At 74.8% G+C, this 24,475-nt stretch carries 25 protein-coding genes; 13 read left to right on the top strand and 12 right to left on the bottom strand.

Annotated elements, in window-relative coordinates; translation table 11 throughout:
• Window positions 1-173 precede the first annotated feature (173 nt).
• From RM590_RS16455 to RM590_RS16485, 7 genes are all read left to right on the top strand, one after another.
• The gene (locus RM590_RS16455) at window positions 174-1,499 is read left to right on the top strand and encodes an ABC transporter substrate-binding protein (protein ID WP_311705318.1); all 1,326 of its coding nucleotides are present in this window, start codon (window positions 174-176) and stop codon (window positions 1,497-1,499) included.
• Window positions 1,496-2,428 carry a carbohydrate ABC transporter permease gene (locus tag RM590_RS16460; RefSeq protein ID WP_394813875.1) on the top strand — a complete coding sequence of 311 codons (933 nt, stop codon included), beginning with the start codon at window positions 1,496-1,498 and terminating at the stop codon, window positions 2,426-2,428. Before RM590_RS16455 ends, RM590_RS16460 begins: the two co-directional genes overlap by 4 nt.
• Window positions 2,425-3,327: a carbohydrate ABC transporter permease gene (locus RM590_RS16465; protein ID WP_311705319.1), complete on the top strand. Its 903-nt coding sequence runs from the start codon at window positions 2,425-2,427 to the stop codon at window positions 3,325-3,327. The genes RM590_RS16460 and RM590_RS16465 overlap by 4 nt, the downstream gene beginning before the upstream one ends.
• 8 nt (window positions 3,328-3,335) lie before the next feature.
• A complete protein-coding gene (locus RM590_RS16470; RefSeq protein ID WP_311705320.1) occupies window positions 3,336-4,241 on the top strand; it encodes a 5-dehydro-4-deoxyglucarate dehydratase in 906 nt (301 codons plus the stop codon).
• A 70-nt stretch (window positions 4,242-4,311) separates the two neighbouring features.
• On the top strand, window positions 4,312-5,553 hold the full coding sequence (locus RM590_RS16475) for an arginine deiminase (RefSeq protein WP_311705321.1): 1,242 nt from the start codon (window positions 4,312-4,314) through the stop codon (window positions 5,551-5,553).
• Window positions 5,554-5,608: 55 nt separating this feature from the next.
• Complete coding sequence (locus tag RM590_RS16480) at window positions 5,609-6,523, top strand: hypothetical protein (protein WP_311705322.1); 915 nt, start codon at window positions 5,609-5,611, stop codon at window positions 6,521-6,523.
• Between the two features lie 56 nt (window positions 6,524-6,579).
• Window positions 6,580-7,026 carry a hypothetical protein gene (locus tag RM590_RS16485; RefSeq protein WP_311705323.1) on the top strand — a complete coding sequence of 149 codons (447 nt, stop codon included), beginning with the start codon at window positions 6,580-6,582 and terminating at the stop codon, window positions 7,024-7,026.
• Between the two features lie 73 nt (window positions 7,027-7,099).
• On the opposite strand, the gene thpR is transcribed toward RM590_RS16485, so the two are convergent.
• On the bottom strand, window positions 7,100-7,663 hold the full coding sequence (thpR, locus tag RM590_RS16490; protein WP_311705357.1) for an RNA 2',3'-cyclic phosphodiesterase: 564 nt from the start codon (window positions 7,661-7,663) through the stop codon (window positions 7,100-7,102).
• An 82-nt stretch (window positions 7,664-7,745) separates the two neighbouring features.
• Between thpR and RM590_RS16495 the strand changes: the two genes are divergently transcribed.
• From RM590_RS16495 to RM590_RS16515, 5 genes are all read left to right on the top strand, one after another.
• Complete coding sequence (locus RM590_RS16495; RefSeq protein WP_311705324.1) at window positions 7,746-8,165, top strand: archease; 420 nt, start codon at window positions 7,746-7,748, stop codon at window positions 8,163-8,165.
• A 10-nt stretch (window positions 8,166-8,175) separates the two neighbouring features.
• Window positions 8,176-9,606, top strand: coding sequence for an RtcB family protein (locus tag RM590_RS16500; RefSeq protein ID WP_311705325.1), 1,431 nt, complete (start codon window positions 8,176-8,178; stop codon window positions 9,604-9,606).
• Window positions 9,607-9,731: 125 nt separating this feature from the next.
• Window positions 9,732-10,730: an ornithine carbamoyltransferase gene (gene argF, locus RM590_RS16505; protein WP_311705326.1), complete on the top strand. Its 999-nt coding sequence runs from the start codon at window positions 9,732-9,734 to the stop codon at window positions 10,728-10,730.
• An 85-nt stretch (window positions 10,731-10,815) separates the two neighbouring features.
• The gene (chrA, locus tag RM590_RS16510) at window positions 10,816-11,994 is read left to right on the top strand and encodes a chromate efflux transporter (RefSeq protein ID WP_311705327.1); all 1,179 of its coding nucleotides are present in this window, start codon (window positions 10,816-10,818) and stop codon (window positions 11,992-11,994) included.
• 317 nt (window positions 11,995-12,311) lie between these two features.
• On the top strand, window positions 12,312-12,956 hold the full coding sequence (locus RM590_RS16515) for a hypothetical protein (protein WP_311705328.1): 645 nt from the start codon (window positions 12,312-12,314) through the stop codon (window positions 12,954-12,956).
• A 33-nt stretch (window positions 12,957-12,989) separates the two neighbouring features.
• Here RM590_RS16515 and RM590_RS16520 read toward each other — a convergent pair whose 3' ends face one another.
• The 3 genes from RM590_RS16520 to RM590_RS16530 form a co-directional block, all read right to left on the bottom strand.
• Window positions 12,990-13,496 carry a cysteine hydrolase family protein gene (locus tag RM590_RS16520; RefSeq protein ID WP_311705329.1) on the bottom strand — a complete coding sequence of 169 codons (507 nt, stop codon included), beginning with the start codon at window positions 13,494-13,496 and terminating at the stop codon, window positions 12,990-12,992.
• 117 nt (window positions 13,497-13,613) lie between these two features.
• Window positions 13,614-14,042: a hypothetical protein gene (locus tag RM590_RS16525; protein ID WP_311705330.1), complete on the bottom strand. Its 429-nt coding sequence runs from the start codon at window positions 14,040-14,042 to the stop codon at window positions 13,614-13,616.
• 143 nt (window positions 14,043-14,185) lie between these two features.
• Window positions 14,186-14,881 carry a YqeB family protein gene (locus tag RM590_RS16530; RefSeq protein ID WP_311705331.1) on the bottom strand — a complete coding sequence of 232 codons (696 nt, stop codon included), beginning with the start codon at window positions 14,879-14,881 and terminating at the stop codon, window positions 14,186-14,188.
• Between the two features lie 178 nt (window positions 14,882-15,059).
• Here RM590_RS16530 and RM590_RS16535 point away from each other — a divergent pair, with 178 nt between their 5' ends.
• Entirely contained in the window at window positions 15,060-15,560 is a 501-nt protein-coding gene (locus tag RM590_RS16535; RefSeq protein WP_311705332.1) for an RICIN domain-containing protein, read from the top strand.
• A 397-nt stretch (window positions 15,561-15,957) separates the two neighbouring features.
• On the opposite strand, the gene mmuM is transcribed toward RM590_RS16535, so the two are convergent.
• The 8 genes from mmuM to RM590_RS16575 form a co-directional block, all read right to left on the bottom strand.
• Window positions 15,958-16,833 carry a homocysteine S-methyltransferase gene (mmuM, locus tag RM590_RS16540; protein WP_311705333.1) on the bottom strand — a complete coding sequence of 292 codons (876 nt, stop codon included), beginning with the start codon at window positions 16,831-16,833 and terminating at the stop codon, window positions 15,958-15,960.
• A complete protein-coding gene (locus RM590_RS16545) occupies window positions 16,830-17,756 on the bottom strand; it encodes an LLM class F420-dependent oxidoreductase (RefSeq protein WP_311705334.1) in 927 nt (308 codons plus the stop codon). Before RM590_RS16545 ends, mmuM begins: the two co-directional genes overlap by 4 nt.
• Window positions 17,757-17,800: 44 nt before the next feature.
• The gene (locus RM590_RS16550; RefSeq protein WP_311705335.1) at window positions 17,801-18,490 is read right to left on the bottom strand and encodes a hypothetical protein; all 690 of its coding nucleotides are present in this window, start codon (window positions 18,488-18,490) and stop codon (window positions 17,801-17,803) included.
• A 118-nt stretch (window positions 18,491-18,608) separates the two neighbouring features.
• Window positions 18,609-19,742, bottom strand: coding sequence for a type VII secretion protein EccE (locus RM590_RS16555; protein ID WP_311705336.1), 1,134 nt, complete (start codon window positions 19,740-19,742; stop codon window positions 18,609-18,611).
• Entirely contained in the window at window positions 19,739-21,127 is a 1,389-nt protein-coding gene (gene eccB / locus RM590_RS16560) for a type VII secretion protein EccB (protein WP_311705337.1), read from the bottom strand. Before eccB ends, RM590_RS16555 begins: the two co-directional genes overlap by 4 nt.
• The gene (gene mycP / locus RM590_RS16565; RefSeq protein ID WP_311705338.1) at window positions 21,128-22,441 is read right to left on the bottom strand and encodes a type VII secretion-associated serine protease mycosin; all 1,314 of its coding nucleotides are present in this window, start codon (window positions 22,439-22,441) and stop codon (window positions 21,128-21,130) included.
• On the bottom strand, window positions 22,438-23,823 hold the full coding sequence (gene eccD / locus RM590_RS16570) for a type VII secretion integral membrane protein EccD (protein ID WP_311705339.1): 1,386 nt from the start codon (window positions 23,821-23,823) through the stop codon (window positions 22,438-22,440). The genes mycP and eccD overlap by 4 nt, the downstream gene beginning before the upstream one ends.
• The coding region (locus RM590_RS16575) for an FtsK/SpoIIIE domain-containing protein (protein WP_311705340.1) at window positions 23,820-24,475 on the bottom strand (656 nt) is incomplete at its 5' end. The genes eccD and RM590_RS16575, both read right to left, overlap by 4 nt.

Raw genomic sequence — 24,475 nt, forward strand, 5'->3', positions numbered from 1 at the left:
GTATACCCCCGGTGCGCCAGCGCCGGGGGTAAGCGCTTGTCGGAACATTTTCGGAGAAACCCCTGACAGAACCGGTGTTGTCCGGAGTCTTGACCCGGCTCGGAGCGGCTCCCTACGGTGCTCAGGCATTTACAGGGATGAAGCATGTTCATGAACTTGAACCGGGAGCTGCCATGCTGAGACCACCCCTGATCCGCACCCCCGTGGCCGTCGCGGCGATCGCCGCAGTCCTGGGCACCCTGACCGCCTGCGGGTCGGACGACGAGGGCTCGGGCGGGTCCGACGGCCCGCTGGAGGTCTGGACGCGCAGCGCCGACGCGCCCGCCGCGACGTATGAGCGGGTCTTCGAGGCGTTCACCGAGCGGACCGGCATCGAGATCGACTACCAGCCGGTGGTCGAGTTCGACACGCAGATCCAGGGCCGGGCCGCCTCCCGCGACCTGCCCGATGTCTTCATCAACGACAGTGCCTCCCTGGGCACTTACCAGTCGCAGGGCTGGCTGCTGCCCATCGACCGGGAGTCGATCGCGGGCGGCGACAGCATCTCCGAGGAGAACTGGGACGTGACCCGGGGCGTGGACGGCGAGTACTACGGAGTGCCGTTCTCCCGGCAGGCGTTCGTCACCATGATCCGCAAGGACTGGCGGGACAACGTCGGGCTGCCGGTGCCCGAGACCTGGGAGGACCTGGCCGCGCTCGCCGACGCGTTCGCCACCCAGGACCCGGACGGCAACGGCCAGGACGACACGTTCGGCATGGTCGTGCCCGGCACCACCGAGCGCGGCTACATCGCCTGGTGGGCCTCGTCCTACATCTGGCAGGGCGGCGGCGACTTCCTCGCCGAGGCCGGGGACGGCCGCTACGAGTCCGCCTTCGACTCGCCCGGCACCATCGAGGCGGTCAACTGGATCAAGGAGCGGTTCTGCACCCCGGGCCATGTCCAGCCCGGCGCGCTCACCTCGACCACGCTGGACGCCCGGCACTTCAACAACGGCGAGGCCGGCATCTATGTGACCGGCCCCTACAACCTGGCCGCCTACGACGACGCGCCCGGCCGGGACACCTTCGAGGTGATCCCCACGCCCGCCGGGCCGGCCGGCACCACCACGCTGGCCGAGGGCGAGAACATCTACTTCGGCGCCGGCTCCGACAAGACCGACGCCCAGCGGCAGTTGGCCGAGTTCCTGATCTCGCCCGAGGCGCAGCAGATCGCCATGGCCGTGGAGGGCGACTCCGAGCCGGTGGTCCGGCTGCCCGTCAACACCGAGCTCAGCGCGGGCGAGGTGCGGCAGGACGAGCGCTGGGACCTGGTCCAGGAGCAGTACGACACCGATGTGCGGACGTTCCCGTCGGCCATCGACTTCACGCCCGTCAAGCAGGCGGTCGCCGAGGGGCTGAACGCGATCATGTCCGACTGCGGCAGCGATGTGGCCGCGGGCGTCGCCCAGATCGACGAGGACATCACGGCCGAGCTCGAGGCGCAGGACCTGCTGCCGTGACCGCGCCCGCCGCCGCGCGCCCGCCGGCGAAGCCCGCCCCGCCGTCCCGCGCCGCCCGGCGCCGGCGGTGGGGGCGGGCCTGGACCCCGTGGCTGTTCCTGGCCCCGGGCCTGCTGCTCGCGCTGTTCTTCAAGTTCATCCCGATGATCGAGGGCATCCGGCTCAGCCTGCACGAGGTGCAGCCGTTCCTGGGCGACCAGTGGGTCGGGCTGGACAACTACGAACAGGTGCTGAACGACGACCGCTTCCAGGAGGCGTTCGGGCACACCCTGCTGCTCGGCCTCGGGCAGACGGCGGGCGCCATCGTCGTCGGCTTCCTGCTGGCGCTGCTGCTGGAGGGGCAGGCCCGCACGCTGTGGCTGATCCGCACGGCCGTCTTCCTGCCCGTGGTGACGGCGCTGGCCGTGGTCGGCGAGATCTGGCGGCTGCTCTACCTGCCGACCGGCGACGGGTTCGTCAACTCCGTGCTGGGCTTCCTCGGTTTCGGGCCCCAGCCGTTCCTGGACAGCCCGGACACCGCGCTGTGGTCCGTGATGGCCGTCGGCGTCTGGATCGGCGCCCCGTACAACATGGTGATCATCCTCGCCGGACTGGCCGGGGTGCAACGTTCGCTGTACGAGGCCGCCGCCGTGGACGGGGTGTCCCTCTGGCAGCGGCTGCGGTACATCACGCTGCCCGCGCTGCGGCCGGCGCTCACCATCGTGCTGACCCTGGCCGCCATCCGCGGCCTGCGGATCTTCACCGAGGTCTATGTGCTCACCGGCGGCGGCCCGGCCGGCTCCACGGAGGTGTGGATGACCCGCGTCTTCTCCCTCGGCTTCGAACGCAACGACATCGGCGTGGCGTCGGCCGGTTCGATGCTGCTGCTGGCCGTGACCCTCGTGCTGACGGTGACCGTCCGCCTGCTGAGCCGCGAGAGGAAGTCATGAGCACCCTCACCCGGCGGGCGGCGGCGACCCGCGCCACCCCGACCCGTTTCGACACCGCCCTGGCCTGGTCGCCGCGGCCCGGTCCCGGGCTGGTCCTGCGGATCCTGCTGTGCGCGCTGGCGCTGTTCGTGTTCGCGGCGCCGTTCCTCATCATCATCACCGGCGCGTTCAGCGAGCACGCGCAGGCGTCCAGGCTGTCGCTCCTGCCGACCGAGACCACCCTCCAGAACTTCTCCGTCGCGAGCGACCGGGGAATCTGGGAGTACTTCGCCAACTCGCTGGTCATCGCCGGCGGCGGGCTGCTGCTCCAGATGACCGTCTCGGTGCTGGCCGCCTACGCGCTGGCCCGCCGCAGGTTCCGCGGCCGGGCGCTGGTGATGGGGCTCTTCCTGCTCACCATGATGCTGCCGGAGGAGATCATCGCCGTCCCGCTGTCCGTGGTCCTCGGCGACCTGCCGGTGCTGGGACTCGACCTCAAGGGCACGGTGTTCGGGGTGATCCTCCCGGTCGGGGCATGGGGGTTCTCGGTGCTGGTCATGACCGAGTTCATGAAGGAGGTCCCCACCGAGATCGAGGAGTCCGCGCGGCTGGACGGCGTGGGCGAGTTCCGCATGCTGTGGCAGATCGTCCTGCCGCTGTGCCGCCCCGCGCTCGGCGTCATCGGGATCTTCGGCTACCTCATGATCTGGGACCAGTACCTGCTGCCGATCATCGCGGCCAACAGCCCCGACGACTACACCCTCACCGTCGCCCTGTCGATCCTGCGGGCGGACGTCGAGGTCGGCTCGGGCGTGGTCCTGGCCGGGGCGCTGGTCGCTCTCGTGCCCAGTCTCATCGTCTATTTCTGCCTCCAGGGCTCACTCGTCCGCGGGATCACCGCGGGCGCGACCAAGGGATGACCACCGCGATGAAGTTCCAGGGAATCCTCTTCTTCCCCGTCACGCCCTTCGCCGAGGACGGTTCGGTCGACGAGCAGTTGCTCGCCCGGCACATCCGGCGGGGCGTCGAGTCCGGGGCGGGCGGCGTGTTCGTCGCCTGCGGGACCGGCGAGTTCCACGCCCTGTCCCCGGCCGAGGTGGGCGCGTGCGCCCGCGTCGCGGTGGCCGCCGCCGGGGGCCGGGTCCCCGTCGTGGCCGCCGCGGGCGGGCCGCTGCCGCTGGTGCGGCAGCAGGTCGAGCGGCTGGCGGAGGCGGGTGTGGACGGGCTGCTGCTGCTTCCGCCCTATCTGGTGAACGGCCCGCAGCCGGGCCTGGTGGACTACGTCCGGGCGGTCACCTCGGCCGGCCCGCTGCCGGTGATCGTCTACCAGCGGGCCAACGCGGTGCCCACCCCGGAGACCGCCGTCGAACTGGCCCAACTGCCCGGCGTCGTCGGCCTGAAGGACGGCGTCGGGGACATCGAGCTGATGCACCGCACCGTCCGCGGCGTGCGGCGGGCCGCCGGCGCGGACTTCCAGTTCTTCAACGGGCTGCCCACCGCGGAGATGACCGTGCACGCCTACCGGGGGCTGGGCGTCCCGCTGTACTCCTCGGCGGTGTTCGCCTTCGCCCCGGAGATCGCGCTGGCCTTCCACCGGGCGGTCGGCGAGGGCGACGAGGAGACGGCGGGGCTGCTGCTGGACGAGTTCTACGTGCCGCTCGTCCGGCTGCGCAACGAGCGCCCCGGGTACGCCGTTTCGCTGGTGAAGGCGGGCGTGCGGCTGCGCGGCCTGCCGGTGGGCGGCGTCCGCGCGCCGTTGCTCGACCCCACCCAGGACCATCTGAACCGGCTGGCGGAGCTGCTGGAGCACGGGCTGCGGCTGGTGCCCGCCTGACGGAGCCACGGGCGGCCGTCGGTCGGCGGGTCCCGCGGCGGCGCGGCGCGGGCGTCGCAGAATGGAGCCCATGACCTTCCATGTCGACTCGGAGACCGGGCGGCTGCGCCGCGTGATCCTGCACCGCCCCGGGCTTGAGCTGAAGCGGCTCACGCCGACGAACAAGGACGAGCTGCTGTTCGACGACGTGCTGTGGGTGCGGCGGGCCCAGCAGGAGCACGACATCTTCGCGCAGCTCCTGCGCGACCGGGGTGTCGAGGTGCACCTCTTCGGCGAGTTGCTGGCCGAGAGCCTCGACATCCCGGCGGCGCGGGCGCTGGTGCTGGACCGCGTCTTCGACGAGCGGGAGTACGGGCCGCTGGCCACCGACCGGCTGCGGGCCGTCTTCGACGCGCTGCCGACCGCCGAGCTCGCCGAGGCGCTGGTCGGCGGCATGACCAAGCGGGAGTATCTGGAGCGGCACGCGGAGCCGGTGTCGGTGCGGTTCCACGTGATGGACATGGACGACTTCGTGGTGCACCCGCTGCCCAACCACCTCTTCGCGCGCGACACCTCGGCCTGGGTGTACGACGGGGTGGCGATCAACGCGATGCGCTGGCCGGCCCGGCAGCGCGAGAGCGTCCACTTCGAGGCGGTGTACGGGTACCACCCGCTGTTCACCGTGCCGGTGGCGGGCTCGTTCCACACCTGGTCGGAGGGGCAGGGCGAGCACCCCTCGACGATCGAGGGCGGGGACGTGCTGGTCATCGGGAACGGCGCGGTGCTGGTGGGCCTGAGCGAACGGACCACGCCGCAGGCCGTGGAGCTGCTGGCGCGGCGGCTGTTCGCGGCCGGTTCGGCGCGGGTGATCGTGGCGCTGGACATGCCCAAGCGGCGGGCGTTCATGCACCTGGACACGGTGCTGACGATGGTGGACGGGGAGACGTTCACGCAGTACGCCGGGCTGGGGATGCTGCGTTCGTACACCATCGAGCCGGGCTCCGGCGAGCAGGAGCTGAAGGTCACCGACCATCCGCCGGAGCACATGCACCGCGCGATCGCCGCCGCGCTCGGCCTGGACCGGATCCGGGTGCTGACGCCCGTGCAGGACGTGCGCTCGGCGGAGCGGGAGCAGTGGGACGACGGATGCAACGTGCTGGCCGTCGAGCCGGGCGTGGTCGTCGCCTACGAGCGCACGGTGACCGCCAACACCCATTTGCGCGACCACGGGTTCGAGGTGCTGGAGATCCCGGGCAGCGAGCTGGGCCGCGGCCGGGGCGGGCCGCGCTGCATGAGCTGCCCGGTGGAACGCGACGCGGTGGGCGCGGGGTAGGGCGCCGGACAGGCGGGGTTGCGCGTCACCGAGAGTTGGGGTTCGATGCGATCCCGTGACGGTGACCGCTGCGCTGCGCAGGACCGCGCTCCGCTGCCTTCCGGTGGCGCGGCGGGCGCTGCTGACCTGCCTGCTGGCGGGCGGATTCGTTCTGCTCGGCGGCCTGTTGGCCGACCGGGCGCAGGCGGCGGAGGGTAATGTCCCGGCGGCCGTCGCCGAGTTGACCGACGCGGTGGCGGCCGGGCCGGTGGTGACCGAGGCGGCGGCCGAGGTGGTGGACGAAGCCGCCGTCGCCCCGCCCGGTGCCCCCGTGGCCGACGGGCCCGCCTCCCTCGGGGAGGTGGTGGACGCCGCGGTCCCGGCCGGGCTTCGGGAATCGGTGCCGGCGGACGACGCCACGCGCACGCTGCCCGCGCCGCCCGGACTGCCGCCCCTGCCGGGGGCGTTGCCCGAGATCCCCTCCCCCGAGCCGCCGGAGCGGCCCGCCGCGCCGGACGCGGAGCCCCGGCCGCCCGCCCCGGCGGCGGACGGCGAACGCGCCGGTTCCGGCGGCGAGCCGGCCGGTCCTTCCTCGCGCGAGCACCGGCCCGGACCGGTCCGGGCCCCCGGCGCCGGACGGCGGCCCCGCGCCGGCGTTCACTCCCGCGCCCGCACCGGCCGGCGCCGGCCCGGTGCTCGACAACGGCGGGAACCCGGCCGGGCCGCCGCCGTTCGCCCCGGCCGATCAGTACTCCCGCACCGGACAGTGCGGCGGCGACCAGACGCCGCGCGGCAAGGACCAGCACGCGGTCTGCGCGGCGCGGGTCATTCCCCTGCCCGCGTTCGCCGCGGCCTTGCCCGGATTCGCGGCCGCCTCGCTTCTCGAACGCCCTCACGACTTCCGCCCGCTTCCCGGCTGACCGGGCGTCCGCGCGTTTCTCCCAACGCGCTGACGCCCCGTCGGTTTTCCCAACAGAAGCGGAAGTCATAGAGAAGTCCGACCAACAGATCGTGGAAATCCTGGCTGCCTTTGACGCCACGGAATCCGTGTATTCCGCAGCCAAAATCGCCGACTGCGATCCGAAGACCGTGCGCCGCTATGTCGAGGCCCGGAACGCGGGCCGGCCGGTCGCCGGTCCGGTGCGGCGTGCCCGGCTGACGGACGCCCAACTGGCGAAGATCGAGGAGTGGGTGGAGCGTTCGCAGGGGCACATCAGCGCGCGCCGGGCCCATGAGTGGCTGGTGAGCCTGGGGTACTCCGGCAGCGAGCGCACCACGCGGCGCGCCGTGGCCGAGGCCAAGGAGCGCCGGCGGCACCCGGGGAACGCGGCGCCGCGCCCCTGGATAGCCGAGCCGGGGCTGTGGGCGCAGTTCGAGTGGACCGGCGGGCCGCCGGTGGCCGGGCCGGACGGGGTGCCGCGGCCCGGAGTCGGTCGTCCTCGACCCGCCGGGCGTCGTCGCCTCCCTGTGCACCACGGACTGATCGCCGGCTGATCCGTTCCGCACCGAGATCGCCGGGGCGCCGCCCGTACCCCCGCCGGGTGGCGCCCCGGCCCCGTTCCCGGCCTCAGCGACCCAGCGGCCACACCCCCAGCGTCTCGTAGCGGGGCCGCCCGCCGGGAACGCCGTCGGTCGGCAAGTGGCTGCGCAACAGGGCGACTTCGGCCACCGTCCAGCGGATGCCGACGAAGCCGTCGAGCCCGGCCGCGAAGGGGCCGAGGTCCACCCGGGAGTGGTTGCGGGCGAGCGTGAGATGGGGCCGGTGGGCGCGGCGTTCGGGCATGTCGAGTCCGGTCCGCCGGGCCGCCGCCGTGGCCGAGTCGGCCAGCCGCACCAGCACGTCCCGGTCGCCAGCCACACCCGCCCACAGCACCCGCTGGGCGAACCGGCCGCCGCCGGCCAGCCACACCTCGCCCGGGACCTGCCGCCGGACGGCGCGGGCCAGCCGGGCGCCCAGCTCGGGCACGGCCTCCTCCGGCACGTCCCCGTAGAAGGCCAGCGCGAGGTGCCAGCCCGCGGGCTCGGTCCAGCGCAGCCGCCCGGCGCCCGGCAGAGTGCGCAGCCCGGCCACCGCGCCGCCCAGCTCGTCGAGGGCCGGTGCGGGCGGCACCACGGCGGCGAAGAGTCGCATCCGGCTCACCCGGCCAGTGTCCGCCCGGACGCGCGCCGGCGCCCGTTCTGCGCCGCGCGCCCATCGGGGCGACGATGGGGTGATGGAGCAGCGTGCCGGACACCGCAGTGTGCCGCACACCGCCGACCTGCGCGTCGAGGCGTGGGGGCCGGGCCGCGAGGAGTGCCTGACCGAGGCGGTACGCGGCGTCGTCGAGGCGTTCGCCGACATCGGCGGCGCGCAGGCGGTCCGGGACCGGGAGAGCACGGTGCGCGGCGAGCGGGACGAGGACCTGCTGGTGGCGCTGCTGGACGAGGTCGTCTACCAGCTCGACACCAAGGGCGAGATCCCGGTCGAGGTCCGGCTGAACGCGGTGCCCGGGGGTGTGCGGGCCCTCTTCCGGACGGCCGACATCGGGACGGTGCCGTTGATCGGGGCGGCGCCCAAGGCGGTGACGCTGCACGGGCTGGCGATCGGGCGGGGAGCCGACGGCTGGTCGTGCGCGGTGACGCTCGACGTGTGAGGAGGCGTTCATGTCCGATTCCGTGGTGGAGCTCGTCGAGGACGGCCCGTGCCGGTTCCGCATCCCCCGGCGGGCCGGGATGCGGGTGGACGGCGTGGTGTTCGCCACCCCGGGCCTGCTGCCGGAGATGGCCGGCGACCAGGCGCTGAAGCAGGTGGAGAACGTCGCGAAGCTGCCCGGGATCGTGGGCGCCTCGTACGCCATGCCGGATGTGCACTGGGGCTACGGCTTCCCGATCGGCGGCGTGGCGGCGACCGACACGGAGGCCGGGGGCGTCGTGTCGCCGGGCGGCGTGGGGTTCGACATCTCGTGCGGCGTCCGGCTGCTGGCGGCCCGCTGCGACCGGGAGGCGCTGGACGACCACCTGGAGCTGCTGATGGACGCGCTGGGCCACGCCACCCCGCGCGGCGCGGGCAAGGGGGCGGTGTGGCATCTGGGCCGGTCGGAGCTGCGCGAGGTGCTGGCCGAGGGCGCCCGGTACGCCGTCGAGCAGGGGCACGGGGTGCAGCGCGACCTGGACCGCTGCGAGGACGAGGGGGTGCTGGAGGGCGCCGCGGCCGAGGGCCTGAGCGACCGGGCGCTCCAGCGCGGCCTCGGCCAGTTGGGCAGCCTCGGCTCGGGCAATCACTTCCTGGAGGTGCAGGCGGTCGACGCCGTCTACGACGAACGGGCCGCCCGGGCGATGGGGTTCGCCGAGGGGCAGGTCTGCGTGATGATCCACTGCGGGTCGCGGGGCCTGGGGCACCAGGTGTGCACCGACCATGTGCGCAAGATGGACCGGGCCATGGCGCGGTACGGGATCGAGGTGCCCGACCGGCAGCTCGCCAGCGTCCCGGCGGACTCGCCGGAGGGCGAGGAGTACCTCGCCGCCATGGCCGCCGCCGCCAACTACGCCCGCGCGAACCGGCAGTTGCTCACCGAGTCCGCGCGGGGTGTGTTCCGCCGGATCGTCGGCGCGGACTTGGACCTCGTCTACGACATCTCGCACAACCTGGCCAAGATCGAGGACCATCAGGTGAACGGGGACCGGCGGCGGCTGTGCGTGCACCGCAAGGGCGCCACCCGCGCGCTGCCCGCCGGGCACCCCGATCTGCCCGAGGACCTGGCGGAGGTGGGCCAGCCGGTGCTGATCCCCGGCACCATGGGCACCGCCTCGTATGTGCTGACCGGGGTGCCGGAGGGCGAGGCGTGGTACTCCACCTGCCATGGCGCGGGCCGGGTGCGCAGCAGGCACCAGGCCGCGCGGGAGGTGCGCGCCGGCCGACTGCGCGGCGAGCTGGCGGAGGCCGGCATCACGGTGCGTGCCGGGACCGCGCGCGGGCTGGCGGAGGAGGCGCCGCTGGCCTACAAGGACATCGACGAGGTGGTGGCGGCGAGCGAGGGCGCCAAGCTGTGCAGCAAGGTGGCCCGGTTGGTGCCGATCGGCGTGGTGAAGGGCTGAGGAACCCGGGGCCGGGAACGGCGGTGTTCCTGTGCGACGGGAAAACACCTGGCCACCCAATGCATAGTCATGTAGATTGATGCATACAATTTCAGCAATTGACCCGCACGACGTACGGAGCCGCCATGGCGACAGAGCTTTCGGGCCGCCACTTGCTCAAGGAGCTGGACCTCACCCCCGAGGAGTTCCGCTCCCTGACCGGCCTGGCCGCCCAACTGAAGGCGGCCCGCCGTTTCGGCACCGAGACCAGGGCGCTGACGGGCAAGCACATAGCGCTGATCTTCGAGAAGAGCTCGACGCGCACCCGCTGCGCGTTCGAGGTGGCCGCGGCCGACCAGGGCGCCGCCACCACCTGTCTCGACGCGGCCGGCACGCACATCGGCAACAAGGAGTCGGCGCGGGACACCGCCCGCGTGCTCGGCCGGATGTTCGACGCCATTCAGTACCGGGGCGCGGCGCAGAGCACCGTCGAGGAGCTGGCGGCACACGCGGGCGTGCCCGTCTACAACGGCCTCACCGACGACTGGCACCCCACCCAGATGCTGGCCGACGTCCTCACCATGACCGAGCACAGCTCCAAGCCGCTGGAGTGGATCTCCTACGCCTACCTCGGCGACGCCCGGAACAACATGGGCAACTCCTACCTCGTCACCGGCGCCCTGCTCGGCATGGACGTGCGGATCGTCGCTCCCCGGGCGCTGTGGCCGGACGCCGCCGTGCGCGCCGAGGCGGAGAAGCTGGCCGAGCGCACCGGCGCCCGCGTCACGCTCACCGAGGACGTGGCGGAGGGCGTGCACGGCACGGACTTCGTCGCCACCGACGTCTGGGTCTCGCTCGGCGAGCCCGCCGAGGTCTGGGACGAACGGATCGCCCTGCTGCGGCCGTACGCGGTGACCATGGACGTGCTGCGCGCCACGGGCAACCGGGACGTGAAGTTCCTGCACTGCCTGCCCGCGTTCCACGACCTGGGCACGGCGGTCGGCCGCCAGGTCCACGCGCGGCACGGCCTCACCTCGCTGGAGGTCACCGACGAGGTCTTCGAGTCACCGCACTCGGTCGTCTTCGACCAGGCGGAGAACCGGCTGCACACGATCAAGGCACTGATGGTCGCCACCCTGGGCTGACCTCGGGGAGCACGGCGGCACCGAACGTTCATCCGCCGCCGGTAGGGTCCGGAAACCCGTTCCTCCGCACCCCCAGGAGCCCCATGTGCGCCACCGCGTGTCGCTGAGCACCATCGCCCGGGAGTGGGGGCGCATCGGCGTCCTCGGCTTCGGCGGTCCACCCGCGCACATCGCGCTGCTGCGGGAGTTGTGCGTGGAGCGGCGGGGCTGGGTCGAGGCGCGCGACTTCGAGGACGGCATCGCCGCGACCAACCTGCTTCCCGGGCCCGCCTCCACGCAGCTCGCGATCCTCAACGCTTGGTGGCTGCGCGGCGCGTGGGGCGCCGTGGTGGGCGGGGTGTGTTTCATCGTGCCGGGGCTGGCGCTGATCCTCGCGCTGGCCGCGCTGTTCCTCGCCGGGGATCCGCCGAGCTGGATCAACGGCGCGGCGGCCGGGGCCGGATCGGCGGTGGCAGCGGTGGCCGTCCAGGCCGGGGGGCGCATGATCCCCGACAGCCTGCGCCGCGCGGCCGACCGGCCGGCCCGGATCCGCTGGGGCTGCTACTTCGCGGTCGGCGCCGCCGCGACCGTTCTGCTCGGGCCCTGGCTGGTGCTGGTGCTGCTCGCCACCGGTCTGGTGGAGGTGGCGATCCGGCGCGGACGCCGGCGCCCGAGCGCGGCCGACGCGCCAGCCGGCGGCACCGGCCAGCTGTGGCTGCTGCTGGCCCTGGTGCCCATCAGCGCGGCGCTCGCCGCGCTGTCCGCGCTCACCTGGGTCGCGTACAAGGTGGGCGCCCTGTCCTACGGCGGCGGCTTCGTCATCATCCCGCTGATGCAGGCGGACTCGGTCGACCGGTACGGGTGGCTGACGGACGGCCAGTTCCTCAACGCCGTGGCCCTGGGCCAGATCACCCCCGGTCCGGTGGTGCAGACGGTCGCGGTCGTCGGATACGCGGCGGCCGGGCTCGGCGGCGGACTGCTGGCCGCGGCCGTGGCGTTCGGCCCCTCGTTCCTGCTGATCACCCTGGGCGGCGGCCAGTTCGAGCGGCTGCGCGCCCTGCCCGCGGTGCAGTCGTTCTTCGACGGCGCCGGACCGGCGGTGATCGGCGCGATCTGCGGCTCGGCGATCCCGCTGGCCCTGGCGCTGCGACACGCCTGGCAACTCGCCGTGCTGACCCTCGCGCTCGTGCTGCTCCTGGCGCTGCGCCGGGGCGTGGTGAGCACGCTGCTGATCGCCGGAGGGCTGGGCGTGGCGGCGGCGCTGGCCGGCTGGGCGGTCACCTGACGCCCACCGACACGGCGAACAAACGCCGCCTTCGTGGAGGTCATGACCGCTCCGGCACATCCCCTTTACACTGAGCGACGTGGGGCGGACCCGGCCCCGGGGCGTCGCGTGGCGTCCTCGGTGGGGCCAAGGGCCGGTTGTCGCCGCGGAGTTGGGACCCGCGGCGGAAGGGGGGCCGGATGTCGCCGGGCGGAGTTTCGCCGTCGCCAGGGGCGGTCGGCGGGTGGGCCGTTGCCGTTTCCCACGATCACTCGCGGGCGCACCGCACGCCTCCCCGGAGCCGCCGGCCCGCGAATCCATCGAACGAAGGACATCACGTGCGACGTACAGCCGCTGTTCTCCTGTCCCTGTGCGGTCTGCTGAGCGCCATGACGCTCACCACGACCGCCGCCAGCGCGAGTTCATCCGGTGCCGGCGAGTCGCCCGCGGCGGCCGGCTGGAGGGTCGTCGACACCGAGCTGCTGAACGAGCTGCTCGTCGAGGACGGCCTGGCCCCCCTCGACGAGAGCGCCGACGAGCCCCAAGAGGTGCCCTACGCCATCGAGTCCGTGCGCAACGGGCTGGTCGTCGCCTCCGAGCAGCGCCTCGCCGAGCCGTACACCGGCCTGCTGCGGGCCCGTTCGGCCACGTGGAGCGGGAGCTGGGAGCTGTTCGACATCTACTGGGACGACACGCGCGGCACCGTCTCGCTGAGGTCCAACGCGAATGGCCTGTATGTCGCGGCGGAGCGCAACTACACCGGCGCCGCCAGCGGCGTGCTGCGCGCCCGCTCGGAGAGCATCGGCGGCTGGGAGCGGTTCGTCCTCTGGTACGACGAGACGACCGGCCGCTTCTCCTTCGAGTCGCGGGCCATCGGCCTCTTCGTGGCCACCGAGCTCAACGCCACCGGCACGCTGCAGAACGCCCTGCGGGCCCGCTCCGACTGGATCAACGGCTCCTGGGAGGAGTTCAACCTCTACTGAGGGGCGCGGCCGGGCGGCGGGCCACCGGGCCGGTCAGCGGCGGCTTCCGTCGCCGGCCGGCCCGAACTCCACCGACTGCGGGTCCACCACCAGCGCGCCGGCGGCCCGCAGTTCGGCCTCGACCTCGCGGGGCACGCCGGGCGCGTGCGTGGCGTGCGCGCCCCGGGCCAGGACGACGCGGTGGCCACGGTCCAGGGCCGTCAGGGCGGTGGCGCGCACGCCGATCTCGCTGCGCGTGCCGGCGACCACGACCTCGGCACCCACCGGGAGCAGTGCGGCGAGGCCGGTCCCCGCGAACGCGTCGGGCCCGGTCCGGTCCACCACATGCTCGCCGTCGGCCGCCTCGGTGGCCGGCTCACGGCCGGGGACACCCGGCGCGCCCGCGCCGGCGTCGCGTACGTGGACGACGAGGGCGCCGGCGGACCGCGCCCGTCGCACCAGGCCGTCGATCGCGGCCGTGACCGCCGCCGCGCCGGGCAGGGGATCGGGCGGGAGCGGCGCGTTCTTCTGTTCGTCCAGGAGAAGCAGCACGGTGGCCATCTCCGCAGACTAGCAACCTCTCGTTTCGCTCAACTCTCCACCCTGGCAACGGGGTTGGGCCAGCGGACCCGGTCCCGGGCCGTCCGGGCCGCCGCCCTGCCCCTGTTTCCCGGCGGCTCAGCCACGGGGCGGCTCGGGGCCGGTCGTGGTGTGGGTGGTGACGTTGCCGTAGATGGTGCCCGCGGCGACGGCGCCCGGGCCGGAGGCGGTGATGGTCGTCCGCGGCGCCGGCGCGGCGGCCGCCTCGGCGGTCAGCGCCCGCAACTCGGCGGCGGCCTCCGGGTGCTGGGCCAGCAGCTCGGCGAAGCGCGTGGCCCACTGGGCGGTCAGCGTCTCGTCCACGCCGGGCACAGAGCCGGCGCGGGCGGCGGTGAGCACCCCCTGGGCGCCGTCCAGCCCCTGGGCCACGTCTTCCTCCTGCTCCGGCCGGAAGCGGTGCCACAGGCCGACCACCCGGTTTCGGGTGCCGGTCCAGGCATCGGTGCACATCAGGGTGATCACACTCTGTGCGGCGGTGGTCGCCAAGAGAGCCAGTTCAGCGCTCATGTGTCCTCCAGGAAACCTGATGGTGCGCTGGAAATCAGCCGATCTCGCGTTGCTCCGTAATCATCAGCTTACGCGAGGCGTCCGACAGAGTGACCGAGTCGATGCCGGTCCGTGACCGAGCCGATGCGCCAACCCCCGCTTCGTCAGGGGCGGATCAGCGGGCGCCAGTACTGCTTGGCGGCGTCGTCGCGGACGACGAACCCCAGCCGCTGTATCTCCTCCCGCAGTTCGGTCGTGTCGTCGTCGTCCTTCTTCCGCAGCGCGGACTCCCGGGCCTTCAGCAGCGCGTTGACCGCGGGGGGCAGGTCGGGGGTCTCCGGGACCCAGCGCCGGTACAGCCCGGCGTGCGGGTCCCGGCCGGCCCAGGGGTAGAAATGCCGCTGGAAGCCGCGCGCGACCTGGGCCGCGCTGCCCTCGTGGGACTCGCGCAGCAGCTCGCGCGACGCCGGGTCGAGGATCACCAGCTTCCGGCCGTCGAGGAACACCGCGGCCACCTCGGGCCGGGGTATCACGCGCGACCGCCCGTCCTTCTCGATCACCAACCGGGTGTCCGAGACGGTCACCTTGAGGCAGGAGACGACCGCCAGCAGCGCCAGCCCGAGGCCGAGCAGCAGCCCCACGCCGCCCAGCACCAGGGCCACCCACCGCCCCTCGAACGAGGAGATCAGCTCGAACGGCCCCTGCATCGGCACCCACGGCCGCCCCTCCACCCAGTCCGCGACGGGCGGCGTGCAGAATCCGAGCACCGCCCCCAGCGCGGGCCCGCCCACGATGAGCAGCAACCGGTCCCCGAAGGTCAGCCCCAGCGTTGTCGTTCCCATGGTCCTGCCGGTCCTCATGCCCGCCACGCTATGTGTCCGGAACGCCACCGCACAGCTGCCGAAAGTCTCTGATCCGACTGCCTTTCGTCAACTTTGGTCGTACAGGCCGCCATCGCCGCGCCGCTGTCCGCGGTCGACGCGGAGCGCGCTTGCGCAGAGCATGGACATGACCAAGAGGCTCAGTACACTCCGCGCCATGAGACGGAACTTACCCCTCGCCGCCGGAGCCGCGGCGGCCCTCATCACCCTGACCACCGGCACCGCGCAGGCGGCCGACGCACCCCTGACCATGCTGATCGGCGACGCGTCGCTGTCGTTGTACGCGTCCGCCGCCCCCGCCGACGGCACGGCGAACGATCCGTATGTGCGCATGCTGCGGCTGGCCGGCGCGCCGGAGCAGCACTGGCAGTTCGCCGCGAACGGAGAGAGCACGACCATCGTCAACGTCGGGACCGGCGGCTGCCTCGGGATCGATCCGGCCGGTCTGCTCCCCTACGCCACCCTGAGCCACTGCACCGGGGACCGGACCCAGCTCTGGGACCTCAAGTGGGACGACATCGGAACGGTGTTCGTCAACGCCGGCACCGGTGAGTGCCTGACCCAGCCGCCCACCTTCACGCCGCCCGGGGCCGGCGACCGGCTGACGGTGACGCGCTGCGACGGCGGGGAGTCGCAGTCGTTCTCCATCGTCTGGTGAGACCCCCGTGGTGACGTCCGGGGTCGCGCTCTTGCGGACCGCGCCCCGGGCGTACGCGGGGAGGCGGCAGCACCGGTACGCGGTCCGCCGGGAGCACGCGCCGGTACCTCCGCCCTGCACCGCCGAGGTACCGGCCGGGCTCCCGTTGGGAGTCTGCCGGAATATCGGGCGAACTCCATCAGCGCACGGACACTTTCGGTCGCGATGCGTATCGCCTCAACTACCGAACGATGAATTTTCAAGCATTAAGACAGGGCCTGCCACCTGGCGGCTTCAACCTCGCTCCCCCACATTCCGGACGAGCCGGACTCCCCGGAACACGGCCGGAATTCACGCTGTCAACGCGCATCAACGCTGATGGCGAGGTCAGGGGCATATGCCGAGGGCCAGTTGGCGGCTAGGAGGCGCCGAGCGCGGTTGCCAGCCGGGCGATCTCGGCCGGGCCGACGCGGCAGCAGCCGCCGATCAGCCGGGCGCCGGCCCGCTGCCACTCGGCGGCCGACTCGGCGAGGGCGGCCGGGGACCCGCGCCACCGGCGGCGCCGCGCGTCCCACACCTCGCCACTGTTCGGATAGGCGACCGCGGGCTTGCCGGTGACCGCGACGGCCCGCTCCACCGCGGCCGTCACCTCCCCCGGAGCACAGCAGTTGACGCCGACCGCGAGCACCTGGTCGTTCCCCGCGGCCAGCCCGAAGGCCGTCTCCAGCGGCTGCCCGGCCCGAGTACGGCCGTCCGTGACGGTGTACGACAGCCACACGGGCACCCCGCAGCCGGCGGCGGCGCGCAGCAGCGCCTCCGCCTCCGTCACATCGGGCACGGTCTCCAGCGCCAGCACATCGGGCCCGGCCGCGGCCAGGGCCTCGACGCGGGGGCGGTGGAAGCGGACCAGTTCGCCCACGGTCAGCCCGTACCGGCCGCGATACTCGCTGCCGTCGGCCAGCACCGCGCCGTACGGGCCGACCGAGGCGGCCACGAACTCCGCCCCGGCGGCCCGGGCCAGCCACACGCTGTCGCCGAACAGCCGCGCCGCCGCCGCCCGCCCGATGCCGCGGCGGGCGAAGCCCTCGAACGACGCCTGGTAGCTGCTGGTGATGACCACGCGCGCGCCGGCGCGCACATAGGCGGCGTGCGCCGCGCGGATCGCGGCCTGGTCCTCGGCAAGCAGCCGTGCCGTCCACAGCTCGTCGCCGAGGTCGTGGCCCAGCGCCCGCAGCTCGTTGGACAGGCCGCCGTCCAGGACCAGGGCGCGCGTGCCGAGCGGCGGGGCGCTCATTCCGGCAACTGCGGCTTGACCTGTGCGGCGATCAGCTCCAGATGGTCCAGGTCGGACAGGTCGAGGATCTGGAGGTAGATCCGGGAGGAGCCGACCTCGGCGAAGCTGCCGATGCGGTCCACGACCTCGGCGGGCGAGCCGGCCAGGCCGTTGCGCTTCAGCTCGTCCACGTCCCGGCCGATGGCCGCCGCGCGCCGGGCCACCTCGGCGTCGTCCCGGCCGACGCACGCCACCAGCGCGTTGGAGTAGACGAGGTCGTCGGGCTTCCTCCCGGCCTCCTCCGCCGCCCGGCGCACCCGCTCGAACTGGGCGCCGCTGTCCTCCGCCGAGCCGAACGGGATGTTGAACTCGTCGGCGTACCGGGCGGCCAGCCGCGGCGTGCGCTCCTTGCCCATGCCGCCGATCAGGACCGGCACGCGGCGCTGCGCGGGCTTGGGCAGCGCGGGCGAGTCGGCGAGCTGGTAGTAGGTGCCGTCATAGGAGAACGTCTCGCCCTCCGGCGTCCCCCACAGACCGGTGATCACCGCGAGCTGCTCCTCCAGCCGGGGGAACTTCTCCTTCGGGAACGGGATGCCGTACGCGGTGTGCTCGGCCTCGAACCACCCGGCGCCCAGGCCGAGTTCGACGCGGCCCCCGGACATGGCGTCCACCTGGGCGACCTGGATGGCCAGCACGCCCGGCAGCCGAAAGGTGCCCGCGGTCATCAGGGTGCCCAGCCGGATGCGGGAGGTCTCCCGGGCCAGGCCGGCCAGCGTGATCCAGGCGTCGGTGGGCCCCGGCAGGCCGTCCACGTCGCCCATCTTCAGATAGTGGTCGGACCGGAAGAACGCGTCGTAGCCCAGCTCCTCGGTGGCCTTGGCAACGGCCAGCAGGGTGTCGTAGCTCGCGCCCTGCTGCGGTTCGGTGAAGATTCGCAGATCCATGCGCCCCATTCTCCGCATCGGGCGGCGGCCCCCGGCGGGCGGGCTCACCCGGCGCGCCGGGGCGGGCTGCCAGGGGTCAGCAGCGCCGTTTCGGCCGGGGAGATGTCGGGGCGCAGCACGTCCGCGCCGGTGGCGCGGAAGACCACGATCTCGCCCGGGGCCAGCGCGGCGGTCACGCGGGCGGCCTCGGCCCCCAGGACGCGGGCGACGGCCTCGGCGAAGCGGGCGTCCAGCGCCAGAATCGCGTCGGCGGCGGCCCAGAACCCGGCGCGGGGCGGCGTCACATGCGTGACGTGCAGCACCGTGCGCCAGTCACCGTCGCCGAGGGCCGCGGCGGGCGGGCGGCGCAGGTCGCACACCAGGGCGGCGGGGCCGCCGTCCACGGTGGGCGGCGCCGGCTGGTGGGCGGGCCAGCCGCCCGCGTCGCCCGCCACGGTCAGCCGGTCGCCAGCCGCCCGCCGCAGACCGGCCCACGCCGCCGGCGCCCGGGTGACGGCCGTGACGCGGGCGCCGGCCGCGAGCAGCCGCAGCGCGAAGAGGTGGCCGAAGAGCGCTTCGCCGAGCACCCCGACGCGGCTGCCGGCCGGCCCGGGGGCCGACAGCGCGACGGGCCGGCCGGCGCGGTCGGTGCCCAGGTGGATCCCGGCCGGGGCGGGGACGAGTTGGCAGGCGGTTGACGGTGTCTCGTCGTGCCAGGTGGTGGCGGGCAGCGCCGCCACGTCGGGGGTGCTCATCGCGGTCCTGACGCTCCTCGGGGTCCTCCCCCGGCCGGGGCGGGACCCAGTTGGCAGGCGGTTGACGGTGTCTCGTCGTGCCAGGTGGTGGCGGGCAGCGCCGCCATGTCGGGGGTGCTCATCGCGTTCCTGACGCTCCTCGGGGTCCTCCCCCGGCCGCGCCGGCCGGTGCGAAGCCGGTGGCCTCGGCGAGTGACCGGGACGGGTGGGCCAGCGGCAGCGTGGCGAGCAGGCCGGCCACCTGGTCGGCGACGGGCGGGCCGGTGACGTTCGCCGCCACCAGCCGGTCGCGTTCGGCCGCGGCGGCTTGCGCGAGCGTGCTGACCACCCGCACCGCGGCGCGGACCCGCAGCGCGCCCCCCTCCCGGGTGACGGTGGCGGAGGCCAGCACGCGGTCGGCGGTGCAGGCGGTGAGGGCGTACAGCAGCCCGGACCAGTCGGCCCCCGACCCGACCCGCGCCGTCAGCGTGCAGTGGGTGGCCGCGCCGCCCGCCCAACTGCCGGGCAGGGCACGCCCGTCGGGTGAGCTGTCGCCCGTCGAGCGCAGCAGGTCCCGCAGCGCGGCGGCGCTCAGCGGCGTGCTGGGGGTGCCGGTGGCGGCGAGCCGGGCGCGCAGGCGCGCCGTGGCGGCGGCCACGGCCGCTCGCGCGCCGGCCGTGCCGCCACCGCGCCGTTCGGCGGCCTCGGGCGCCTCGAACGGCTCGTGGCGGACGACCAGATGGGCGCGGACGGCCAGCGGCCGGCCGCCGGTGGGCAACTGCCGGTAGGCGACGGTGGGCTGGTAGCCGTAGTGGATGTCCCAGGGCGGCACGCCGAACTGCTCCACCAGGAGCTGCGCGGCGGCCGGCCGCGCGGGGTCGCCGTCGAGCCAGTCACCGAGCAGGCCGGCCGGCAGCGAGGGCAGGGCGTCGCCGGGCAGGGCGAGCACGGCGGCGTGGCCCCGGCCGTCGGCCAGGACGCCCAGCGTGCCGTTGCGGTGCGGGACTTCCACGACGTCCAGGGCGGGCAGCAGGGCCCGCGCCAGGCCCAGGCCGTTCGTCGCGTCCGCGGCCCCGGCGGGCGCGGGGGGCGCGGCGGGGGTGAGGGCGGCGCGCGTGGCGCGTTCCCGCAGCGGCCGGTCGGCGCGCAGCAGCGCGGCGGCGAGAACGGCGGCGCCCGCGCCCGTCAGGGTCCAGCCGGCGGCGCCGCCCCAGGCGACGCCCGCCGCGGCGCAGCCCAGCCCGGTCTGGGCGCCCACCAACAGGCCCCTCACCGCGACACTCCGCGCTGTTCGGCGGCGGCGGCCTCGGGGTCCAGGACCGGCCCGGCGGGCAGCAGGCCGACGAAGCTCACCGGCATCGCGGGGGCGTCGTCCGGCCGGTAGCCCAGGCGCCGCACGGCGTCCGGGGACGCGATGGGATACGCCGTCCCGCTGTCGGTGATCAGCGTATGGGTGCCGCCGGTGCCCGCCGAGGTGGTGGCCCGCACCAGCGCGCCGGTGCCGGGCGGCAGGTGGATCGCGTCCAGCAGGCCGAGCCGTTCGCCGTCGGCGCCGCGCACCGGGGTGAGGCCCGCGGGGTCCGGCATGGCGCCGGGCAGGGTGATGGTGGCCTGCCAGGGCGCGTCGCCGGGCCGGCCGCCGGGCGGGGTGGTGACGCACACGGGCTGGTCGCGGCCGGGCTCGTCGGCGACGGGCAGCGCGTCGGGCCACGCCGGGTCGCCGGGCGGCGGCTCGGCGGAACGCGGGGCGCGGGCGGCGTCGGTGGCGCCGATCTCGTGGTCGGCCGCGGCGGCGGCGGTCAGCAGGGCGTGCGTCAGCGCGGACACGGAGGTCAGGCCGTCCGAACGGACGAGGTAGTACTGGGGGTTGGGGCCGGAGGTGTCGGTGTGGGCGAGGTCGCCGACGGCCGCGTCGAACGGCAGGTCCACCGCCGGTGCGTCGCCGGCGTCCGGGGCGGGGGCGGGGATCGTGAGCGCGGGTCCCTCGGGGACGGTGGCGAGGACCTGCCGGGGCAGCTCGACGGGCGTGACGCGTTGCAGGCCGAGGAGTTCGCCGGCGGCGGGTTCGAGGGCGTGGCGGCGGCCCTCGGTGAGCAGCCAGCGGTCGCCGTTCTCGTCCTGGGCCAGCACGGTCGCCGGGTCGGCGGGGCCGATGGGCACGGAGACGTACAGCGCGGTCGCGGTCGGGGCGCCGCCGGTCTCGGAGGGGGTGGCGCACAGCGTCCAGTCGCCGGCCGCCAGATCGTCGGCGTCGGGCAGCGCGTCGGGGGCGCCGGGGATGCCGACGGGCAGGCCGCGCGGCGCGTCGTCGAGCGTCGCCTGCCGGACCTTGGTGATCTCGCCGCCGCCGACGAGCAGGGCGGAGGCGAGGTTGAGGGCCGGGTGGACGACGCCGTCGGTCACGACGTAGCGGTCGCCGCTGCCGCCGGCCACCACCGCGCCGTTGTCCGGCAGTTCGGGGCCCCGGCCGCCGCCGAGCCAGCCGGCGATGCCGAAGCCGGCCATGATGAGGACGCCGATGGCGACGCCGCCGCCGAGCGCGCGGTTCAGCCGGCGCCTGGGGTCGGCGGCGGCCTCGTCGGTGCCGCGGATCAGGCCGGTGGTCCGGCGGCGGTTCTCGTAGGCGTACGCCTCCGCCTGTTCGCGTGTGGTGGCCATCTATCGTTTCCGGTTCCGGGGGTCGGGGCGGCTGTCGCCGCCGTCCAGCCAGTCGAGGCGCGCCGGGGCTGCGGCCGGGAGCGGGTCCCCCGCCGCGTCGGGTCCGGTGCGCCAGCCGCGGCGGGCGGCGCGGCGCGCGGCCGGGGCGCCGAGCAGGCCGAGGACGACGGCGAGGAGCAGCCCGCCGCTCACGGCGAGCGCGGTGGCCGTGGTGGGGCCGAGCAGCGGCTCGTCCGGCGGGAGGGGCCGGACGGGGACGCGGGCGGCGGGGGCCTCGGCGGCCTCGGCCGGGCCGAGGTCGGTGAGCGCGCCGAACGGGTCGACGAGGCCGGCGCCGGTGCGGTCGTTGCGGCCGCCGCCGACCGGGGTCGCGGAGTCGGTGAGGCGCCGCGCCACCTCGGCGGCGGTCAGGCCGGGGAACCGGGAGCGCACCAGGGCGGCGGTGCCGGACACCTGGGCGGCGGCGAAGCTGGTGCCGGACTCGACGCGGTAGCCGGTGCCGCCGGGGGCGACCACGGCCAGGTCCGCACCGTAGCCGGCCAGGTCGACCCACGGTCCGGCGTTCGAACTGTCCAGCGGCTGGCCGTCGTTGCCGACCGCGCCGACGGCGAGCACGCCGTCGTAGGCGGCCGGGTACATCCGGCCGCCGGAGATGCCCTGGTTGCCCTCGTTGCCCGCCGCGGCGACGACGACCACGTCGGCCTCGACGGCGCGGGCGACGGCCTCGCGGATCGGCTCGTAGTCGGTGGGGACGGCGAGCGAGAGGTTGATGACTCCGGCGCCGGCGGCCACCGCGTCGTCGATGGCGGCGGCGAGGATCTCGGTGGTGGCGCGTTCGACGCCGTCGGCGATCCGGACGGGGTAGACGGCGGCGCCGGGCGCGACCCCGGTCATGCGGTCGCCCTCGGCGCGGCGCGCGGCGACCAGCCCGGCGACGGCGGTGCCGTGGCCCTCGCAGTCCTGCTCGGGCTCGGGGGTGGTGCGGGAGTAGCCCGTCGCGTCCCGCACGATGGTGAACTCGCTGCCGCGGCGCACCGATCCGGTGAGGTCGGGGTGGCGGGCGTCGACGCCGGAGTCGATGACGGCGACGGTCACGCCGCTCCCGGTGGCCAGGTCCCAGGCCTGCCGCAGCCCCAGTTGTTCGATGAGCGGCAACGGCCCGGCGCCGGACGGCAGTTCCTCCCCCGTCACCGCGCGCCGGCAGGGCTCGGCGGCGTCCGCCGCCGGGGGGTGGGCGAGGCCGCCCGCCGCGAGCAGCAGCGCCGCCGCGCCGGGGAGCAGGAGTCGCCGTCGCACCGCGTGGCCCCCTCTCATGCGCGGAGGTTGAGCAGGGCGGAGTAGACCTCCCACACCGCCAGGGCGAGCGGAACGACCGTCAGCAGGAGCGTCGTCTCCACCAGGTCGAGGGCGCGGGAGAGCCGGGGGCTCGGCTGCTGGCGGCCGGCGAAGAGGGCGACGGCGCCGGCGATGAGGGCGGTCACCAGCGCGGTGGGGAGCGCGACGGCGAGCAGGGGAACCGTTTCGCCGAGGTGGGCGGTGAGGAGGAACGCGGCGGCGCCGGCGAGGGCGAGCAGCGCGGTGGTCAGCGACAGCGCCGCCTGGGCCGTCTCCTTGAACAGGCGGGCGCGCAGCAGGGTGAGCAGGAGCAGGGCGGTGCCGAGCGCGCAGGGCCAGAGCTCGGCGGTGGCGAACAGGATCAGCGTGCCGCCGCCGGCCACCAGGTGACTGCCCGCCAGCAGCCCGGACAGCAGGCGGCGGGCCCGGTCGACGCGGGCGGTGAGCTGGTTGTGGACGAGCTGGCTGGGCAGCGTCTCCAGGTCCTCGGCGGAACCGGCCACGCGGGGCGGGGGGATGCGGGCGACGCGCAGCGCCACGGTGGGCCACAGCGTGGTCAGGGCCAGGGCGAGCGGGGCGGCGACGGCCGCCGCGCGAGCGGCGGGCACGTCGCCCACCGCGCAGATCGCGGCGCCCGTCGCGGCGAGCGGACCGGCGACGACGAGTGCGGCGAACGTGCCGTCGCCGCCGCCGATCAGCACCGGGCCGAGGGCGCCGACGACGGCGAGCACGGCGCAGGCGAGCAGCAGGTGCGCGGCGGTCCAGCCCGAGTCGGTGCCGAGCAGGCGGGCCGCGCCGAGCATGGCCGGCGGCGCGGCGAGCACGGCGGCGAACGTGCCGGCGCGGGTGTCGCCGAAGGCGCGGGAGGCCAGAACGCCGACGGCGAGCGCCAGCAGGGCGGTGGCCAGGCCGAGCCAACCGGGCAGCCGTCCGGGGGCGGCGGCCAGGGCGCCGCCCGCGGCGAGGGTGGCGAGCGCGGTCAGCGCGGCGGCGGCGCGGCGGGTGGCGGTGGCCGGCCGTGCGGTGGCGCCCGTCCGGCGGCCGACGACGTCGCCGATGACCTCGACGATGTCGTCGTAAAGGGGCGGCGTGATGTCGTCCGTGCCATGGCCGAGGACGAGCAGGTCGCCCTCGGCCACGCCCTGGGCGGTGAGCGTCGCGGCCGGGTCGAGCCGGGTGCCGTCGGGGCGGCGCAGCACCCAGCCGCCGTGCCGGACGCCGCCGTCGGCGCCGGGTTCCTGGCCGACGTGGTGCAGCAGGGCCGGCAGCAGCCGGGCGAGCGGGACGGCGGCGGGGATGGCGAGGTCCGCGCGGCCGGCGGGTCCGGCCAGGGCGATGCGGACGAAGTCGGTGCCGGTCATGGGTCGTTCCTCAGGGGGGAGTCGGCGCGGGCGAGCTGCACGGGCACGTTGCCCAGGCGCCGGTGGAGCAGGAGTCCGCGGCCTTTCTTGCGCTGTGCGGGCTTGATGCCCCAGATGGGCATCTCGTCCTTGGGGATGCTCAGCAGCACGGCGGGCGTGTTGAGCTCTTTGAGGCGGCCGAGGACGGGTTCGACGACGGCGCGCGAGGAGCCGCCGGCCTGGCGGGTGATGAAGAGATGGAGCCCGATGCCCCGGGCCTGGGGCAGGAAGTCGAGCAGCGCCTTGAGCGGGTTGCCGCGCGAGGTGGCGACCAGGTCGTAGTCGTCGACAAGGAGATAGATCTCCGGTCCCGTCCACCAGGAGCGGTCACGCAACTGCTCGGGCGTGACATCCGTGCCGGGCAGCCGCTTCTTCAGCCCCTCGGCGAGACCGCCGACCACCTCCAGGGACCGCTCATGGCTGGTGGAGTAGCCCAGCAGATGCGGCCCGTCGAACTCGCGCAGCATCGTCATGCGGTGGTCCAGGACGATGAGCTTGGCCTGCTCGGGGGTGCGCGTCGCGGTGATCTGGCGGGCGACGGCGCGCAGCAGGGACGTCTTGCCCGACTCGGTGTCGCCGATGACGATCAGCCCGGCCTCCTCGCCGGGGGTGA

Source organism: Streptomyces litchfieldiae, from assembly GCF_031845365.1.
Lineage (GTDB): Bacteria > Actinomycetota > Actinomycetes > Streptomycetales > Streptomycetaceae > Streptomyces > Streptomyces litchfieldiae.

Coding starts and splice junctions, on each gene's coding strand:
- thpR (WP_311705357.1), bottom strand. CDS start 7,663: ATGCGACTCTTCGCCGCCGTGGTGCCGCCCGCACCGGCCCTCGACGAG.
- mycP (WP_311705338.1), bottom strand. CDS start 22,441: ATGAGAGGGGGCCACGCGGTGCGACGGCGACTCCTGCTCCCCGGCGCG.
- RM590_RS16500 (WP_311705325.1), top strand. CDS start 8,176: ATGTCCGATTCCGTGGTGGAGCTCGTCGAGGACGGCCCGTGCCGGTTC.
- argF (WP_311705326.1), top strand. CDS start 9,732: ATGGCGACAGAGCTTTCGGGCCGCCACTTGCTCAAGGAGCTGGACCTC.
- RM590_RS16550 (WP_311705335.1), bottom strand. CDS start 18,490: ATGAGCACCCCCGACGTGGCGGCGCTGCCCGCCACCACCTGGCACGAC.
- RM590_RS16545 (WP_311705334.1), bottom strand. CDS start 17,756: ATGGATCTGCGAATCTTCACCGAACCGCAGCAGGGCGCGAGCTACGAC.
- RM590_RS16495 (WP_311705324.1), top strand. CDS start 7,746: ATGGAGCAGCGTGCCGGACACCGCAGTGTGCCGCACACCGCCGACCTG.
- RM590_RS16470 (WP_311705320.1), top strand. CDS start 3,336: ATGAAGTTCCAGGGAATCCTCTTCTTCCCCGTCACGCCCTTCGCCGAG.
- RM590_RS16465 (WP_311705319.1), top strand. CDS start 2,425: ATGAGCACCCTCACCCGGCGGGCGGCGGCGACCCGCGCCACCCCGACC.
- RM590_RS16525 (WP_311705330.1), bottom strand. CDS start 14,042: ATGAGCGCTGAACTGGCTCTCTTGGCGACCACCGCCGCACAGAGTGTG.
- RM590_RS16535 (WP_311705332.1), top strand. CDS start 15,060: ATGAGACGGAACTTACCCCTCGCCGCCGGAGCCGCGGCGGCCCTCATC.
- mmuM (WP_311705333.1), bottom strand. CDS start 16,833: ATGAGCGCCCCGCCGCTCGGCACGCGCGCCCTGGTCCTGGACGGCGGC.
- RM590_RS16530 (WP_311705331.1), bottom strand. CDS start 14,881: ATGAGGACCGGCAGGACCATGGGAACGACAACGCTGGGGCTGACCTTC.
- RM590_RS16455 (WP_311705318.1), top strand. CDS start 174: ATGCTGAGACCACCCCTGATCCGCACCCCCGTGGCCGTCGCGGCGATC.
- eccB (WP_311705337.1), bottom strand. CDS start 21,127: ATGGCCACCACACGCGAACAGGCGGAGGCGTACGCCTACGAGAACCGC.
- RM590_RS16475 (WP_311705321.1), top strand. CDS start 4,312: ATGACCTTCCATGTCGACTCGGAGACCGGGCGGCTGCGCCGCGTGATC.
- RM590_RS16520 (WP_311705329.1), bottom strand. CDS start 13,496: ATGGCCACCGTGCTGCTTCTCCTGGACGAACAGAAGAACGCGCCGCTC.
- eccD (WP_311705339.1), bottom strand. CDS start 23,823: ATGACCGGCACCGACTTCGTCCGCATCGCCCTGGCCGGACCCGCCGGC.